This window comes from Geothrix sp. (assembly GCF_049292215.1).
Taxonomy (GTDB): Bacteria; Acidobacteriota; Holophagae; order Holophagales; family Holophagaceae; genus Geothrix.
Genome location: NZ_JBATQW010000071.1, coordinates 140541 through 157593 on the forward strand (window position 1 = coordinate 140541; position 17053 = coordinate 157593).

Here is a 17053-nt window from a genome sequence, read left to right on the forward strand (position 1 = left end):
AAAGCCATGAAAGAGAAGATGCACCCCGAACTGCACGACGTGAAAGTCCACTGCGCCTGCGGCAACGAGTTCATGACGCGCTCCACGAAGAAGGAGCTGCGCGTGGAAATCTGCTCGAACTGCCACCCGTTCTTCACGGGCAAGCAGCGCCTGATGGACACCGAAGGCCGGGTGGACAAGTTCAACAAGAAATACGCCAAGAAGGCTGCCCCCGCGGGCGCCGAGGCGGCTCCTGTCGAGACCGCTCCGGTCACCCCCGAAGCCTAGCTGATTCGTTCCAAAGGACGGGCCGAGCGATCGGCCCGTCCTTTTTCGTAGGCGCGAAAGGGAGGGATCATGCTCGACCAGCTTGAAGCCGTGGCGGCCCGCTTCCAGGAAGTGGAGGCGCAGCTCCAGGATCCGGCCGTGGTGTCGGATCCCAAGCGTCTGCGGGAGCTGTCGAAGCTCCGGGCAGAGCTGGAGCCGGTGGTGCAGGCCTTCCAGACCCAACGCAACCTGATCAAGCAGCTCGACGAGGCCGAGTCCATCCTGGGCGACAAGTCCATGGACGCCGAGCTGCGCGAGATGGCCGAGCTGGAGATCCCTGATCTGAAAAAGGCCATCGCCGAAGGTGACGCGGAGATCAAGCGGCTGCTCATCCCCAAGGATCCTGCCGACGCCAAGAACGTGATCCTCGAAGTCCGCGCTGGCACCGGCGGTGAGGAAGCGGCGCTCTTCGCCGCGGAGATCTTCCGCATGTACATCCGCTTCGCCGAGCGACGCGGCTTCAAGGTCTCCGTACTGGACGAGAGCGATGCCGACGCGGGCGGATTGAAAGATGCCACGGCCGAAATCCAGGGTGATGGCGCCTACAGCCTCTTCCGCTTCGAGAGCGGCGTCCACCGGGTGCAGCGGGTGCCCAAGACCGAGACCCAGGGCCGCATCCACACGTCGGCGTGCACCGTGGCCGTCATGCCCGAGGCTGAGGAAGTCGATATCGAGATCCACCAGAAGGACCTGCGGGTCGATACCTTCTGCTCCGGTGGCAAGGGTGGGCAGAGTGTCAACACCACCTATTCCGCCGTGCGCCTCACCCATCTGCCCACCAACACCGTGGTGCAGTGCCAGGACGAGCGCAGCCAGATCAAGAACATGGCCAAGGCTATGACCGTGCTGCGCAGCCGCCTGCTCCAGAAGGCCCAGGACGAGGCCGACGCCATCCACTCCGCCATGCGCAAATCGCAGGTGGGCAGCGGCGACCGCAGCGAGAAGATCCGCACCTACAACTTCCCCCAGGGCCGGGTCACCGACCACCGCATCGGCGTCACCATCCACCAGATCGACAGCTTCATGGGTGGTCAGATCGAGCCCATCATCGAGCCTTTGCGTGCCGCATTCGAAGCGGAGCGACTGCAGGCGCTGGAAGCCTGATCAGTCTGGAGGTATGGCCTTCGGCCGTGAGACTAGTGACCGGAGGCACTGCTTTCTGGTGCGGGGCTGTGCGCCGCGTCAGCTCTTGAGGTTTGGCGCCGACCCACCCGATGGGCCTCGCCCAAAGGCGCCGCCGCAGGCGGCCTCAGGGATCTGCACCACCAGCCTCCAGTCTGGCGGCTACTGGTCGTACCTCTAGACTGAGGACTTACTTCTTCAGCGTCACCCGCTCCGCCGCCGTCAGGCTGAAGGCGACGGGTTTCCCGGAGGGAATGCGTATCACGGTGTCAGCGGTTCCTGCCGCGACGGCCGTGCCGGCGGCGGCACCCAGGGCGGCCCCGCCCAGGGCATGGTCGTTCTTGTTCTTCTTGTCGGAGAGGATGCCGATGAGGGCGCCCAGGGCGGCGCCACCGCCGATGTACTTGGCGTTCCGTTCACCGCGGGCCGTGGCGACCACGACATGCGTATCTGTATCGATGCCCACGCCGACGATCTCGGTGAGGCGGATGCCCAGGGCCCCCTGGCCGTTGCTCAGGCGGCCAGCGGCGGCACTCTGGGTGATGACCCCCCGGGCCGGGCTGCCAGCGCTCCAGACCAGTTTGCCGTCCTGCACGACATCCGAAGCCAGGGTGCCCTCCCAGGCATCACCGGCCAGGTCCTTCTCGGTGGTCAGTTCCCGGGTCAGGCTGATCTCGAGCTTGGTGCCAACGGGGACCTCCACCACCACGGGTTTCGGGGCTTCCTTCGGGGCAGGGGCCTGGGCCTGGGTGAGGGCTTCCTGCTTCTTGACCTCGGCCCGCTTCTTGGCATCGGAGACCTGCCGTTCCAGGGCCTTCACCTGGGACCGGGTGAGCTGCTGCACGGTCTCGGCGTCGTCGCCGGTGGCCTTGCCGGATTTGGCCTCAGCCAGCTGCTGCTCCAACTGGGCGACCTTGGCTTCGGCGGCCTTGGCCGCTTCTTCAGCCAGGATGGCGGCCTGGCTCTTCTGGTTACAGGCCAGGGTGAAAGTTAGGGCCGCTGCGAGGGCAATCTGGGGGATGACGGGGCGCATGGGATCTCCGCAGAGGGGGTGCCGTATAGTATGACATCCCGACAGGGACCCTCCGATGGCCCAACCCAACCTCAACTCCCGCGGTGAATCCGTCCTGCGCACCCTCATCGAGACCTACCTCGAGGCGGGGGAGCCCGTGGGTTCACGCCTGCTGGCTAAGCGGTACCCTGAAGCCCTGTCCAGTGCCACGATCCGTAACGTGCTCTCGGATCTGGAAGACGAGTCCATGGTGGCCCAGCCGCACACGTCTGCGGGCCGGATTCCCACGGAACGGGCCTACCGTTACTACGTCGACCGCTGGCTGAAGTCCCTGCCCCCGGGGCCAGATGTCGAAGGTCGCTTGTCCAGCACCCTGGATGGCTTGGACCTGGATCCGGAAGCCTGGGCCCGCCATGCCAGCCGCACGCTGTCGGAGGTGATGGGGGGGGTCTGCGTGGCCCTGCCGCTGCCGCTCTCCCAGAGTCGGCTCGTGCGCCTAGAGTTCGTACCCGTGGGTCCGAACCGGCTGGTGGCCGTCTGGGTGGGCAGCCTGGGGGAGGTTGAACACCGGCTCATGGAGAATCCCTGGCAGCACCCGGAGTCCGTGCTGACCGAGCTCGGCAACTACGCCACGGCGCATTATTCGGGGCTCACCCTGCTGGAGATGCGCTCGAAGCTGCTGGAGGCCCTCCGGGTTGGCGCCCAGGAGGGCGAGTCCCTCCGGCGCAGGCTCCAGGAACTGGCCGCAGAGTGGCCCGAGGATCCTGGGGCGATGGACCCTCCTGTGCTCGTCTCGGGTCTTGGACGGCTGGGTGGGCTGCCCGAGTTCGAGGATGTCTCCCGGTTCCGGGACCTGGTCGCCGCCTTCGAAGAGCGAGGACGGCTGGCCCGGCTCCTGAACGCCTTCGCCGGCAGGGCTTCCGAAGACGTCCAGCTGTTGCTGGGCACCGAGAATCCCTACTTCGAGACCTGGCCCCTGGCCACGGCGGTTCGCACCGTGGCGCTCGGGCCAGCGGGCTTCGTCACCTTCGCCCTGGTGGGTCCACTGAGGATGGATTACGGCCGGGTCCTCGGCGGATTGCGCTGGTGGTCCCGGCAGGTCCAGAGTCGGCGGGACCGCGCCTAAAGCATTTCCGAGTGTTGCCAGGAGTGCTTATACTTCTGCGATGCCTACCGATATCCCCCATCAGCCAGATGCCCGGCCCGCCGTCCCTCAACTGGAATCCGAGGACTTGGTTGACCTCAATCTGGACGAAGGCCTGGAGGGCGACCTCCAGTCTGTCGCCGATGAAGTGGCCTCCGAGTACCGGACCCAGATGGTTCCGGAGATGGAGCTTCCGGATCTCCCCCAGCCCACCTCCGAGCCTGAAGTCCGGGTGGATTTGGAATCGGCCCTGACCGAGGCTGAGCACCAGATGGAGGACATGCTCCGCCGCGAGGCGGAGCTCATGGACCAGCAGCGGCGGCTGGCGGCGGATTTCAACAATTTCCGGAACCGCGCCCAGCGCGACATCGCCCTGGCAGTGGAGCAGGCGGAGCGCAAGATCCTGCTGGAGATCCTGCCCGTCCTCGACAATTTCGAGCGGGGACTCGGGGCCTCCTACCAGGATGTGGAATCCTTCCGTGCTGGCGTCGAGCTCATCCGCAAGCAGTTCCTCGAGTCCCTGCGCCGGCTGAACGTCGAGCAACTGCCCATTCAGGTGGGGGAGCCCTTCGATGCCCTGACTTCCGAAGCCCTGACCACCTTCAGCGATCCCAACCTTCCCGACGGGGCGGTGGCCGCCATCTATGAGCAGGGGTTCAACCTGAAGGGACAGCTCCTGCGAGCCTCCCGGGTGGTGGTGAACCGCCTTCAAGAACCTGGAAAGTCCTAGTCCGGTCCATGCTTCTGCTGGATCCGCCAGCGAGAAGTCGAATACGATAATTGACGCGACCCCACGGAGTTCCACTCATGGCAGGCAAACTGATCGGCATCGATTTGGGCACGACCAACAGTTGCGTCTGTGTGATGGAGGGGGGCGATGCCAGGGTCATTCCCAACCGTGAGGGCAGCCGCACCACGCCCTCTGTGGTGGCCTTCACGGACAAGGGCGATGTCCTGGTGGGGCACATCGCCAAGCGCCAGGCCGTGACCAATCCCCAGCGGACCCTGTTCGCCGTGAAGCGGCTCATCGGGCAGCGCTTCCAGTCTCCCCGGGTCCAGGAGGCGGTCGGTCGCCTCCCCTTCCCAGTGGTGGCCGCGCCCAATGGGGATGCCTGGCTGCGGGTGGGCGAGCGCGACTACGCTCCGCCCGAAGTGTCTGCCATCGTGCTCAGGGCCCTTAAACAGTCTGCCGAGGCCTTCCTCCATGAAGAAGTCTCCGATGTGGTCATCACGGTCCCGGCCTATTTCGACGACGCGCAGCGCCAGGCCACCAAGGATGCTGGCAAGATCGCAGGCCTGAATGTCCAGCGCATCATCAACGAGCCGACGGCCGCGGCCCTGGCCTACGGCTTCAACAAGACGGGGTTGAAACAGATCCTCGGCATCTACGACTTCGGCGGCGGCACGATCGACTTCACCCTCATGGAGATGAACGACGGTGTCTTCGAGGTGCTGGCCACCAGCGGCGACACCTTCCTGGGCGGTGAGGACATCGACCAGATCATCCAGAACTGGCTGGTCCTCCACTTCCGCGAGAAGACGGGCATCGACCTCACCAGCGACCGCATGGCCCTCCAGCGCCTGAAGGAGGCCAGCGAAAAAGCCAAATGCGAGCTGTCCACCCTGGACCGCGTCGAGATCAGGCTGCCATTTATCGCCCAGGGTCCCAGCGGGCCGCAGCATCTGGAGGCGGCGCTCACTCGCGAGCAGCTAGAGGAGATGGTCCGCGAGCTTGTCGACCTCACCCTCGTCCCCATCAAGGACGCCCTGGAACAGGGCGGCAAGACGCCGAAGCAGGTCGACGAGATCATCCTCGTGGGCGGCCAGACCCGCATGCCCCTCGTGCAGCGGCTGGTGCGCGACTTCTTCGGCAAGGAACCCAACCGCAGCATCAACCCCGATGAGGTGGTGGCCGTGGGCGCCTCCATCCAGGGCGCCGTGCTCAAGGGCGACATCAAGGATCTGGTGCTGCTCGATGTGACCCCCCTCAGCCTGGGCATCGAGACCCAGGGCGGCGGCTTCGTGAAGATCATCCAGCGCAACGCCACCATCCCCACCCGGGACGCCCGCACCTTCACCACGGTCACGGACAACCAGAGCCGCGTGGAGATCCACGTGCTGCAGGGCGAGCGGGAACTCTCCGAGCACAACAAGAGCCTGGGCCGCTTCGACCTCATCAACCTGCCCCCCCTGCCCAAGGGGGTGCCGCAGATCGAGGTCGCCTTCGACATCGACTCCAATGGCATCGTCAAGGTCTCGGCCCGCGACCTCATGACCGGGCTCGAGCAGAGCATGAGCATCCGGCCCAGCTCCGGACTCTCCGAACTGGAGATCCAGCGCATGATCCGCGAGGCCCTGGCCAATGCCGAGGGTGACGTGAAGAAGCGCGACGCCATGAAGTACATCGCCTCGGCGGAGGGCCTGATCTTCTCCTGCGACAAGAGCTTTATCGAATGCGGCAAGTATCTGACCGACGAGCAGCAGTCCCTGGTTCGAGACGTGCTCTCGAAGGCCCGGCAGGCCGTGGCCTCCCAGGATTCCGAGGCTCTCCGCGGCTGCGAAACCCAGCTCCTGGAAGCCCAGAACCTGCTGACGGACGCGGTCCTGGCCGCCAGCGAGGCCATGATGGCCTCCCTCGACGGCGACGGCGAAGGCGCGGCTCCGCCCAATTAGGCCGCCCGTTCATCGGCTATCCTGGAGCGTCAGGATGGGACGATGAAGCGCGACTACTACGACGTACTGGGTGTCACCAAAGAGGCTGGCGCGGATGAGCTGAAGAAGGCCTACCGCAAGCTGGCCATGGAACTGCATCCCGACCGCAATCCGGGCAACAAGGAGGCGGAGGAGAAGTTCAAGGAGGCCGCCGAGGCCTACAGCGTGCTGTCTGACGCCGAAAAACGGAAGGCCTACGACCAGTTCGGCCACGCGGGGCTGGGCGGCGCCGGCGGGGGTGGCCAGCAGTTCCAGTTCGACCCGAGCCAGTTCGCAGATTTCGAGGACATCCTGGGCAGCTTCTTTGGCGGCGGGCTCTTCGGGGACCTCTTCGGTGGCGGTGGCCGACGCCGCGCCACGGGCGAGGAGCGCGGATCTGACCTGCAATACAACCTCAAGCTCAGCTTCCAGGACGCCATCTTCGGGAAGGAGGCCGTGGAGCTTTCCATCCCCCGCCTCGAGGCCTGCGACACTTGCCACGGCTCGGGGTGCGAGACCGGCACGCGGGCCGAGACCTGCCCCCAGTGCCGCGGCGCGGGGCAGGTGGCGGTGCGCCAGGGCTTCTTCCAGATGCTGGCCCCCTGTCCCCGGTGCGAGGGGCGTGGGCGGATCATCCCCAAACCCTGCCGCACCTGCCACGGCGAGGGCCGCGTCCACCGGAAGTCCAAGGTCAGCTTCAAGGTCCCCGCTGGCGTGGACCGGGGTACCAGGCTCCGGCTCCAGAATCAGGGCGAGTCGGGACGGTTCGGGGGCCGCACCGGCGACCTCTACGTGGTCTTCGACGTGGAACCGGATGCACGCTACGAACGCGATGGCAGCGACCTGCACCGGCGGCTCGAGATTCACTGGCCTCTGCTGGTCACAGGGGGGACGCTCGAGGTGGAGACGCCCTACGGCCCCGACAAGGTCAAGCTGGCTGCGGGCACCCCGGCCGACCATGTGGTGAAGCTGGTGAACGCGGGGGTTCCTCGTCTACAGGGCAGCGGCCGAGGGGATCTCTACCTACACCTCCGGGTGGCCGTGCCGAAGTCCTTGACGGCCGAACAGCGGCAGCTGGTCGAGCAGCTCCGCCGCAGCCTTGAGGGCGAGACCGAAGCGGGTGAGGAGGAGGGATTCCTCGCCAAGGTGTTCGGCTCGGAGAAGGGCGGCAAGAAGAAGCGCAAGTAGCAGCTCCTACTGCCGCGCCACCATCACGCGCCCCTTGCCCTCCTGCTTGGCCCGCAACAGGGCGTGGTCCGCTTGTTCGATCAGTCGGCCGGCCCCATCGGCGTGCTCGGGGTAGGCGGCCACGCCTGCACTGAGGGACACGGCGAGCTGGTCGCGGCCCAGGTCCAGCGGATGTTCCTGGAGGACTTGGAGCAGGCGTTCCCCCAGCTTCCGGGCACCCTGGGCGGTGGTGCCGGGCATGAGGATGCAGAACTCGTCTCCGCCGTAGCGGTAGAGGCGATCATGAGCGCGACAGAGGCGCTGGGCGGTGATGGCCACGGACTCCAGCAGGAGGCTGCCCACCGGATGGCCGTGGGTGGTGTTCACGCGCTTGAGGTCATCGACGTCGAGGAAGAGCAGGGCCAGGGGCTCCGCCTTGGCGGCGGCCGAGCGCACCGCCTGGGGCAGCTCTGCCTCCAGGCAGCGCCGGTTCTGGGCCACCGTGAGGTCGTCCTTGAAGGAGAGGGCGCGGCTCTCTTCGAGCTGCCAGGCGCTGAGTAGCAGGGGCTCCATGTCGTCGAAGCCTCGGAGGAACCGATCAGGCCGCTCTTTCGGACCCGCCAGCCGCAGGATGCCAAGCTGCTCGGAAGGGCCCAGGAGAAAGGCTTCGCCTCTGCGGACGAGTTCGGCGGCCTCGTGGCGGGGCAGGGGGGCCTCTGTGAAGGTGCTGTCGCCCACCCGTTGGTAGAAGGTGTCGTCCCGCCGGAGCCAGATAGCGCCCCCTTCGGCGCCTGATAGGCGGATGGCCCGGGCCAGGGCCAGACGGAGGAGTTCGTCCAGGGAGGCCAGGTGGATCATCTGGCGCAGCCACCCCTCGCTGCCCAGGTCCCGCTGGCACAGGTGGTGCAGGGCCTCCCGGGCGGCTTCCAGCGGGCGGTTCTGGAGCAGCACCCAGCCCGGGCGGAGGTTCAGCACCGCGCTCACTTCCTCAGGATCCGCCTGCTCCACCCACCAGAGGATCTCGGTGCCCTCGGGAGGGATCAGGCGGGCATCCGGGTGCTCGGCCACCAGCACCAGGGAGCCAGGTCCTGGGCCATCCTGCACCTCGTCCCCCCAGGCCTTGAAGGCCGCACGAAGCGCATTCCCCGCCGCGGAGGGATGGACTTCCAACCAGTGGATGCGGGGCATGGGACTCCCAGATGACCAACTCTTCGACCGGGGAGCTGGTCCGGATAAGACTGCTCAGCCGAGCGCGGCCTCGAGGCGAAGGGCCAGCTGTCGCAAATGGGCCGCCAACTGGTCCAGAGCCAGAGGCGAGGCCTCGCGCTGGCTCCGCTCGGCCCTGACCCAGCGCTTGAGCAGGGCCAGGCACTGCGAGTCCCGCACACCCAGCCGCTTGGAGGTCTGGATGAGCTTGTGGGAGAGTCGGGTCCGATCTGTGCCGGAAGGACTCTCCCGCAGCTCCGTGATGAGATCGAGGGCCTCCTGGGCCACGTCCAGGTCCTGGCGGATGAGGGGAACCCGGGCGTTGATGCGGAGGAGGAAGAGCTCCAGGAACCGCAACAGCTCGCCCAGCAGGTCCATGCCGTCCCGGAGGGCCTGGGGAACATCCCGGGGCGACTCGAGCAGGGCACCGAGCTCTTGGATCAGGCGCTCAGCCTCCTCCCGGTCGGGGCGCCGCATGAGGGGGAACTCGGGGCTGCGCCGGAAGGCCAGCAGGTGGCGGTAGGTATGGGACAGACCCAGGGCCAGCCGGGGCCAGTCCTGGAGTTCCAGGTGGAGCTGCAGCTGGCCGTGGAGGGGGGGCACCTGTTCCCAGAGCCGCTGGATGCGCAGGCGGAGCCGCTCGCCTTCCTCCATCATGCTGGGCGATTCCGGGAAGAGGCGGTGCTGCACATCGGGGGAGAAGATTCCCACCAGCTCACCCATGAGCTGCTTCTGGTGGTTGATGAGGAGGCCCCTCAGGTTGTCGAGGGTCTGGGCGAGCTGGTCCGCATCCTGCCCGGTCAGCGCCTGCTGGAGGAGGCTGCGGAGGGTGCCCTGGTCCTGCTGGAGGCTGAGCACGGCCTGCCGGAGGAAGGCGCGCAGGCGGTGCGTCTCAGGACGGGAGGGATCCAGCAGCTCACCCCGGGCGGGCTCATAGGACCGTTCCGCCAGGCGTCCCAGCTCCGATTCCAGCACCAGGAAGGTGGGGACCGCCGCGTAGCGTTCGCGCAGGCCGGCACTGGTGGCGGATTCGAGGGACTCGAGGAGGCCCAGCAGCGAGATGTGGCTGGCCAGGGCGCGGGCCACCACGGAGAAGGCCGGGCGGTCGCTCCGCCGGATCTGCTGGAGGAGGCGGCGCAGCTCGGGCGGCATGCTGTCCCGGAACAGTTCCGCGTCCATGCGCGGGAGGGACCAGCCCAGGTGGTCCCAGAGCCAGCGCAGGCTGCCCCGGACCTGCTCCACGGCCGGCCAGTGGATGCCCCGGTCCAGCGGGCGCACCAGGCTGAGGCGAAGGTTCGACACCACATGCTCGAGCAGCAGCAGGGGCTCCACCCGCGCGTGGATCTCGGCGGGAATGCAGGCCTCCAACTGCTCGGCCAGGCGGCTGAGGGATTCCTCCAGGCGGCCCTGGCCCTGGATGGCCCGGTTGACGGCCTTCATCTGGGTGTTGAGCCGGGAGACCGCGGCGGGGCCCGGCTCGACCTTCTGGAGCGCGGCCAGGATGTCGCGGAAGGCGTCCCGGTGCCCGGCCAGGAAGGAGGACCACATCTGGCGGAGGTTCCCATCGTCTTCGGAGGGAGCCAGGGACATGGCCCGCAATGAGGCGAGCAGGTCCAGCAGCTGGGTGACCCACTCGGGTTGCAGCTGCTCGACCATCAGCTCGCGGTGGGCGGCTTCGGCTTGGTCACCCAGGCGGCCGAGGCTGTGCAGCATGACCAGGCCCATGGCATTCCTGGCCTCCCCCAGGCGGCGGGGCGAGAAGGTGTGCAGGAAGGCCAGGAAGTAGCCCAGGCTGCGGCGGAGGGCGGCCTGGGCCGGCGACTCCTCGCTGCTCGCGGCCCGCTGGGGGGCCGCTTCGACCAGGGGTTCCAGGTCCCTGGCCCCTTCCCGGAGGATGTCCTCCAGTAGGGTCAGATCGCTTCTGGACAGACCCTTGTCCCGGATCAGCTGCCGGGCCAGCAGCAGTCGCTGGGGCTGGGTACCTGGGGATGACATGGCAAAAGCATACAATGGTTAGGATTTCGGAACCTGCTGGTGGTGATACCATCGCTTCACCCCAATCTGGAGGCAGCCAGTGGTCAGCAAGCTCGGGGAAATGCTCGTCAAGGCCCAGCTCATCACGGACACCCAGCTGGATGAGGTCATGAAAATCCAGCGCCGGGAGGGCGGGAAGCTCGGGAGCATCGTCGTCCGCTCCGGCTTCTGCTCAGATCAGGACATCGTGAGTTTCCTGGGCATGCAATACGGCGTCCCCGCTGCGGACTTGGAGCAGTGGCCACCCATCGATGCCAGCGTGATCGCCCTGATCCCAAGGGACCTGGCCATGCGCCACAAGGTGCTGCCGCTGCAACGCACGGGGAACGTGCTGACCCTGGCCATGTCGGATCCGACCGACATCTTTGCCATGGACGATGTGCGGTTCCACACCGGGTACAACGTGGATCCGGTTGTGTCCAGCGAGATGGGCCTCGCCCGGGCCGTGGAGAAATACTACGGGGGCAACAGCGCCGTGCGCCTGGCGGACGGCACGAAGGCCCGCAGCACGTCGAGCGGCAGTGGTCCCCTGGGTAGCGGCCCCACCGAGACCGAAGCGGCCCAGTCCTTCAGTGAAGAGGAGGAACATTTCGACCTGTCGGAGCTGGAGCAGGAACTCGATGCCGATGCCGAGTTCGATGCGGCCGAGGATGACGGGGACAGCGTCAACGTCAACAGCCTGAAGCGGGGCAGCGAGGATGCGCCGGTTGTTAAGCTCGTCAACATGGTGCTCATCGACGCCATCAAGCGGGGCGCTTCCGACATCCACATCGAGCCCTATGAGAAGACCTACCGGATCAGGTTCCGCATTGACGGCATTCTGATGGAGGTGATGCGGCCTAACCTCAAGCTGAAGGATCCGCTGACATCCCGCGTGAAGATTCTGGCCAAGCTAAACATCGCCGAGAGGCGCCTGCCCCAGGACGGCCGCATCAAGCTGCGCGTCAACATGCAGGGGCGGCAGAAGGTCATCGACTACCGCGTAAGCATCCTGCCGACCCTGTTCGGCGAAAAGATCGTGCTGCGGTTGCTGGACAGTGACAAGCTCATGCTGGACCTCACCAAGCTGGGCTTCGAGCCGGAGAGCCTCGTGGCCTGGGATCGCCAGATCTCCAAACCCTATGGCATGGTGCTAGTGACCGGACCCACGGGCTCGGGCAAGACCAACACCCTGTACTCCTCCATCGCCAAGCTGAACACCGTCGATACGAACATCATGACGGCCGAGGATCCGGTCGAGTTCAACTTCCCGGGCATTAACCAGGTGCAGATGAAGGAGCAAATCGGCCTGAACTTCGCGGCCGCCCTGCGCTCCTTCCTCCGGCAGGACCCCAACATCATCCTGGTGGGCGAGATCCGGGACTTCGAGACGGCCGAGATCGCAATCAAGGCGAGCCTTACGGGGCACCTGGTACTCTCCACCCTGCACACGAACGATGCCCCGAGCACCATCAACCGCCTCATGAACATGGGGGTGGAGCCCTTCCTCGTGGCCACCTCTGTGAACATCATCTGCGCCCAGCGCCTGGTGCGCCGGCTCTGCGCCAACTGCAAGGTGGTGGACACCCACCACCAGCCCGAAGAGGCCCTCTACAAAGTGGGCTTCACGCCAGAGGAAGTGCAGAAGGGCATCACCTTTTACAAGCCTGTGGGCTGCGAGACCTGCAACAAGCGAGGCTACAAGGGACGCGTGGGCCTCTATGAGGTCCTGGAGATGTCCGAGACCCTTAAGGACATGATCCTCACGGGGGCCTCGGCCATCGAGATCCGGGAACAGGGGCAGAAGGAGGGCATGATCACCCTCCGCCGCTCGGGCTGCCGAAAAGTCCTCGACGGTGTCACCACCATCGAAGAGATCATCCGAGAAACCGTGCTTTAAGCGAGGTGGATCATGAGTGAAGTTGGCGCCAACTACGTGGCTCCCCTACAGCAGTTGCTGAAGACGATGGTGGAATACGGGGGCACGGATCTCCATATCACGACGGAGTCGGCCCCCCAGATCCGCATTGACGGCCGCATGGTTCCGCTCAAGCTTCCCCCCATGGATGCCTCCCAGACCCGCTGGCTGTGCTATGGCGTGATGACGGACCAGCAGAAGCACCGCCTCGAGGAGGACTACGAGGTGGACTTCTCCTTCGGCCTTCAGGGGGTTGCACGCTTCCGCGCCAACGTGTTCAATCAGCGGGGTGCCACCGCCGGCGTGTTCCGAACCATCCCCGAGCAGATCCGCAGCTTCGACCAGCTGGGCCTGCCCCCTTCCATCCAGGCGTTGTGCAGCAAACCCCGGGGCCTGGTGCTGGTGACCGGCGTGACTGGCTCCGGCAAGTCCACCACCCTGGCCGCCATGGTGGACAAGATTAACACCGAGGAGCCCCTCCACATCCTCACCATCGAGGACCCGGTCGAATACGTTCATAAGCACAAGCGGGCCCTGGTGAACCAGCGCGAGATCCACGCCGACACCCACAGCTTCAAGAAGGCCCTCCGCTCAGCCCTGCGCCAGGATCCCGATGTGGTGCTGGTGGGTGAAATGCGCGACTTGGAGACCATCGAGTCGGCCCTGACCATCGCCGAAACGGGCCACCTGACCTTCGGCACCCTGCACACCAGCAGCACGGTCCAGACCATCAACCGCATCATTGACGTGTTCCCCAGCCACCAGCAGCCCCAGATCCGCGCCCAGCTCTCCCTGGTTCTCGAAGGCGTCATCTGCCAGAGCCTCATCCCCAAGGCCAGCGGCAAGGGGCGGGCCTTGGCCCTTGAGATCATGATCCCCAACTCCGCCATCCGGAACCTCATTCGTGAGGACAAGATCCATCAGGTCTATGGGGTCATGCAGGCCGGTCAGGGCAAGTCCGGCATGCAGACCTTCAACCAGAGTCTGTCCGACCTGGTGATCCGCAAGGAGATCAGCCAGGAGCAGGCCTTCGACTATTCCTCTAACACCGACGAGCTGCGCGAGCTCATCAACCGGGGTGTGGGCGTGGATGCCGCCGGCGGCCGGAGGGCGGCCGCCCCCGCCCAGCCTGCCAGCCCGGCCCTGGGGGGGCGTAATCCCAACATCAAGTACACCTAAGACTTCTCTGCAGGTGCTTTCCTGCCTATGCTGAAAGCACCACCGTTCACAGCCGCTCTCCGAGGTCCGCATGCCCGCTTATGCTTGGAAAGGCAAGAACCGAATGGGAGAAGTCCAGGAAGGTGTCCTGGTCTCCGATTCCCGTGATGCTGCCGCCACCACCTTGAAGCGCAATGGCATCGAAGTCATGAACATCCGCGTCATGGCTGCCGAGGGTGGCAAGTCCTTCGGGAAGGTCCCACCCAAGGCCTTGGCCATCTTCACGCGGCAGTTTAGTGTGATGATCGACGCCGGCCTGCCCCTGGTGCAGTGCCTTGAGATTCTGGGGGCCCAGCAAGATCACAAGGGCTTTCAGCGCATCATCGAGTCCGTTCGGGACGATGTGGAGAAGGGCTCCACCCTCCAGGCGGCCCTGTCCAAGCACCCCAAGGCTTTCAACGACCTCTTTGTGAACATGGTGGGCGCTGGCGAGAGCGGCGGCATCCTGGACATCATCCTCCAGCGATTGTCGGGCTATATCGAGAAATCCGTGAAGCTCACTGCCAAGGTCAAGAGCGCCATGACCTACCCCATTGCCGTCATCAGCATCGCCATCATCGTGGTGATCGTGATCATGGTGAAGGTCATCCCCGTGTTCTCGGCCATGTATGCGGGTCTGGGCAGCAAGCTACCCTATGCCACCACGGTTTGCATTGCCATCTCGGATGCGATCATTAATTACTGGTGGCTCCTCATCGGGGCAACCATTCTGATCGTGGTGGGGATACGGCAGTTCTACCAAACCTCCGTTGGGCACCTGCAGATTGACACTTTATTGCTGCATTTGCCTATTTTGGGAGATGTACTCCGGAAGGTGGCGGTGGCCCGATTCTGCCGCACATTGGGCACCCTCATCAGCTCCGGCGTGCCCATCCTGGAGGGCATGGACATCACAGCCAAGACCGCGGGCAACTTGGTGATCCAGAACGCCATCCTCAAATCCAAGGATGCCGTGGAGCAGGGGCGCAACATCTCGACTCCCCTGGCCGAGACCAAGGTCTTCCCCCCCATGGTGGTGCAGATGGTGGGGGTCGGCGAAGCCACGGGCGCTCTGGATGCCATGCTGGCCAAGGTGGCCGACTTCTACGAGGACGAGGTGGACAATGCCGTGGCCTCGCTGACCAGTCTGATGGAGCCCGTCATGATCGCCCTGTTGGGCGGCATCGTGGGCTTCATCGTGGTGGCCATGTACATGCCGATCTTTGGCCTCGCGGCGGCCTTCGACAAGAGCTGAAGGCCCCTTGGCCGGGGAATTGCATCCCTTTGGGGTTTGGGAGGACACCATGCGACGAACGACGCAAGGCTTCAGCTTCATCGAGATCCTCCTGGTCGTGCTCATCATCGGAATTCTCGGTGCCATCGCAATCCCCTCCTACCTCGGGCAGAAGAAGAGCGCCGAGTTGGTGGGCGACGCCCAGCAGAACACCAAGTCCCTGCAAATGATGCTGGAGACCCGAAAAGCGGACACCGGCCTCTACGGACCCGCCGGGGCTGTCACGGTCTGGAACCCTGATGGCACCGTCAGCGGCACCAACTTGGCGCCCCTCTTCGGCCCCAAGGGCTCCACCATCATGACCTACACCCTGACGGTAGACGGCACAGGCTTGGCCTACGACCTGACCATCAATGACAACCGCCCCGGGAAGGGTAACGCCAAGATCTTCCAGACAAATCAGACCGGGCAGCAACTCTACCCTTGATGGATCGGCTAATCCGAGGTGCCCGGGACCTGAATCCCGGGCATGGCCCTGCCTGAATGCGTCGCCTGCAGGGCGGAGCGCGTCATGGGCGCCCAGGGGCTGGAGCAACCGAGGGCACCCAGGGCTGCAGCAACCGAGGGTAGGCGTCTATCCACCCAACTCTGAGGACCAACACTGAGCGCCCTTTCGGGGCTCACGGCCGGGCCCCCTGATTCCCGAGGGTGTCCCCGTGGCTGGGTGGTGCGAGGGGTCTGCTGATCCTGTGGTCGGGCTCTCCTGATCGTCGCACTGGCGGTCGTACGCAGAACCCCCCGCCAGGGCGGGGGGTTCTGGTTCTGCCGGTGGGGATGGCTATTCGACGGGTACCTGGGCGAGCTGGGTGACCGCTCCGTTTCCAAGAGCCCCAGATTTCAGGTGCTTGTAGGTCACGATGACCACATTGTGCGGGTCGCCATTGATGTCGTTCTGGGTGGCGGCCAGCATGCCGACATCGCCGTCAGCGGCCGCATTACCCGCCACCAGGGCCGTGGCGGTGTTTGAGTAGGCGTTCTTGCAGTTGGGGAAGGTGAAGTTCGGCAGGGCGGTGACATAGGCGATGACAGCGGCCGGGGTGGGGTTGTTCATGAGCTTGGCCGAGGAGGCGATCTCGGAGGCAACCGCCTGCGCCGTGGCTTCCGTGGCCTTCTGCTTCGCCTTGTCGCGCTGGCCGAGAAGGGCAGGGACGGCGATGGCGGAGATGATGCCGATAATTGCAAGCACGAGCAGCAGCTCGATGAGGGTGAAACCGGATTGACGCTTCATGGATCCTCCAGGATGAGTTCGCCTTCGCGAGACAAGGAAATGGAGCAACAGCCATGCCGGAATTTTTGAAAGTGCAGGCTCAAAAAAGCCCCCGGGAGTGAACCGGGGGCCTTTTGAATTCGGCTGGGTTCTAGTCCAGAGCCACGACCTTCTTGGGGTAGACCGCAGAGCCAGCGCTCAGATACCGGCCGGTGATGACGACGGCCTGGTAGGTCTTGGCCGGGTTGGCAGGATCGGCGTAGGAAGCAACCGCTTCAAGATTGACGAGGCCGTCCGTGGCGGGGTTACCTGCAGCGGAAACGTAGGCGTCGTTCGAACCACCGTAGGGATTCTTGGCGGCAGGATAGGTGTAATTGGAAAGCGTGAGCACGGCTGCGACAACTGCGGTAGCCGTAGGGGCCGTGCCGGTGGTCTCACGCAGGTCATCATTTACGCGGGAGAGTTCTGAGGCAACATTTGCTACCAAGCTCTGAACGGCCTTGGCCTTGGCCTTCTCGCGCTGACCGAGCAGGGCGGGAATGGCGATGGCGGCGATGATGCCGATGATCGCAAGAACGAGCAAGAGCTCGATGAGGGTGAAGCCTGACTGCTTCTTCATGGGCGTCTCCTTAGGAAAAAGGCCAAAGACCTTACTTCAAGTCTCGTGCCAAGGTGTGAGGTGGGTTCATGATGGTTGAAAGCCTATGGAGAAGCAAGCCAAGTCCTGTTTATTGAGGCACTGGGGGCTGCTGTTCAGAGGATGCACTGACCTGCTG

15 protein-coding genes are annotated in these 17053 nt (G+C 65.1%); 10 read left to right on the forward strand and 5 right to left on the reverse strand.

The features are described 5' to 3' along the window. The first annotated feature begins 6 nt into the window (after positions 1-6). Both rpmE and prfA read left to right on the forward strand, forming a co-directional pair. The gene (gene rpmE / locus WAS25_RS12875) at positions 7-267 is read left to right on the forward strand and encodes a 50S ribosomal protein L31 (protein ID WP_422312718.1); all 261 of its coding nucleotides are present in this window, start codon (positions 7-9) and stop codon (positions 265-267) included. A 69-nt stretch (positions 268-336) separates the two neighbouring features. Continuing rightward, complete coding sequence (prfA, locus tag WAS25_RS12880) at positions 337-1410, forward strand: peptide chain release factor 1 (RefSeq protein WP_422312720.1); 1074 nt, start codon at positions 337-339, stop codon at positions 1408-1410. 208 nt (positions 1411-1618) lie between these two features. On the opposite strand, the gene WAS25_RS12885 is transcribed toward prfA, so the two are convergent. Further along, positions 1619-2461 (reverse strand): hypothetical protein, encoded by an 843-nt coding sequence (locus WAS25_RS12885; RefSeq protein WP_422312722.1) that lies wholly within the window; start codon positions 2459-2461, stop codon positions 1619-1621. Between the two features lie 55 nt (positions 2462-2516). Between WAS25_RS12885 and WAS25_RS12890 the strand changes: the two genes are divergently transcribed. The 4 genes from WAS25_RS12890 to dnaJ all read left to right on the forward strand — a co-directional run bounded on the left by WAS25_RS12890 (position 2517) and on the right by dnaJ (position 7463). Further along, positions 2517-3566, forward strand: a complete 1050-nt coding sequence (locus tag WAS25_RS12890) for an HrcA family transcriptional regulator (RefSeq protein WP_422312724.1) — start codon at positions 2517-2519, stop codon at positions 3564-3566. Positions 3567-3672: 106 nt separating this feature from the next. Next, a complete protein-coding gene (locus WAS25_RS12895) occupies positions 3673-4314 on the forward strand; it encodes a nucleotide exchange factor GrpE (protein WP_422312726.1) in 642 nt (213 codons plus the stop codon). A gap of 77 nt (positions 4315-4391) precedes the next feature. Beyond that, entirely contained in the window at positions 4392-6257 is a 1866-nt protein-coding gene (gene dnaK / locus WAS25_RS12900) for a molecular chaperone DnaK (protein WP_422312729.1), read from the forward strand. A 42-nt stretch (positions 6258-6299) separates the two neighbouring features. Continuing rightward, positions 6300-7463 carry a molecular chaperone DnaJ gene (dnaJ, locus tag WAS25_RS12905; protein WP_422312731.1) on the forward strand — a complete coding sequence of 388 codons (1164 nt, stop codon included), beginning with the start codon at positions 6300-6302 and terminating at the stop codon, positions 7461-7463. 6 nt (positions 7464-7469) lie between these two features. Here the strand turns inward: dnaJ and WAS25_RS12910 are convergent, their stop codons facing one another. Both WAS25_RS12910 and WAS25_RS12915 read right to left on the reverse strand, forming a co-directional pair. Then, complete coding sequence (locus tag WAS25_RS12910; protein ID WP_422312733.1) at positions 7470-8630, reverse strand: GGDEF domain-containing protein; 1161 nt, start codon at positions 8628-8630, stop codon at positions 7470-7472. Between the two features lie 54 nt (positions 8631-8684). Then, positions 8685-10643: a hypothetical protein gene (locus WAS25_RS12915; protein WP_422312735.1), complete on the reverse strand. Its 1959-nt coding sequence runs from the start codon at positions 10641-10643 to the stop codon at positions 8685-8687. A 79-nt stretch (positions 10644-10722) separates the two neighbouring features. Here WAS25_RS12915 and pilB point away from each other — a divergent pair, with 79 nt between their 5' ends. The 4 genes from pilB to WAS25_RS12935 all read left to right on the forward strand — a co-directional run bounded on the left by pilB (position 10723) and on the right by WAS25_RS12935 (position 15497). Continuing rightward, positions 10723-12561, forward strand: a complete 1839-nt coding sequence (pilB, locus tag WAS25_RS12920; protein ID WP_422312737.1) for a type IV-A pilus assembly ATPase PilB — start codon at positions 10723-10725, stop codon at positions 12559-12561. Between the two features lie 36 nt (positions 12562-12597). Beyond that, complete coding sequence (locus WAS25_RS12925; RefSeq protein ID WP_422312838.1) at positions 12598-13758, forward strand: type IV pilus twitching motility protein PilT; 1161 nt, start codon at positions 12598-12600, stop codon at positions 13756-13758. A gap of 70 nt (positions 13759-13828) precedes the next feature. After that, on the forward strand, positions 13829-15031 hold the full coding sequence (locus WAS25_RS12930) for a type II secretion system F family protein (protein WP_422312739.1): 1203 nt from the start codon (positions 13829-13831) through the stop codon (positions 15029-15031). 49 nt (positions 15032-15080) lie between these two features. Continuing rightward, positions 15081-15497, forward strand: coding sequence for a prepilin-type N-terminal cleavage/methylation domain-containing protein (locus tag WAS25_RS12935; RefSeq protein WP_422312741.1), 417 nt, complete (start codon positions 15081-15083; stop codon positions 15495-15497). Positions 15498-15848: 351 nt separating this feature from the next. Here WAS25_RS12935 and WAS25_RS12940 read toward each other — a convergent pair whose 3' ends face one another. Together WAS25_RS12940 and WAS25_RS12945 are read right to left on the reverse strand one after the other, a co-directional pair. Next, positions 15849-16298 (reverse strand): type II secretion system protein, encoded by a 450-nt coding sequence (locus WAS25_RS12940; protein ID WP_422312743.1) that lies wholly within the window; start codon positions 16296-16298, stop codon positions 15849-15851. A 130-nt stretch (positions 16299-16428) separates the two neighbouring features. Beyond that, positions 16429-16896, reverse strand: a complete 468-nt coding sequence (locus WAS25_RS12945) for a prepilin-type N-terminal cleavage/methylation domain-containing protein (protein WP_422312745.1) — start codon at positions 16894-16896, stop codon at positions 16429-16431. Positions 16897-17053 lie beyond the last annotated feature (157 nt).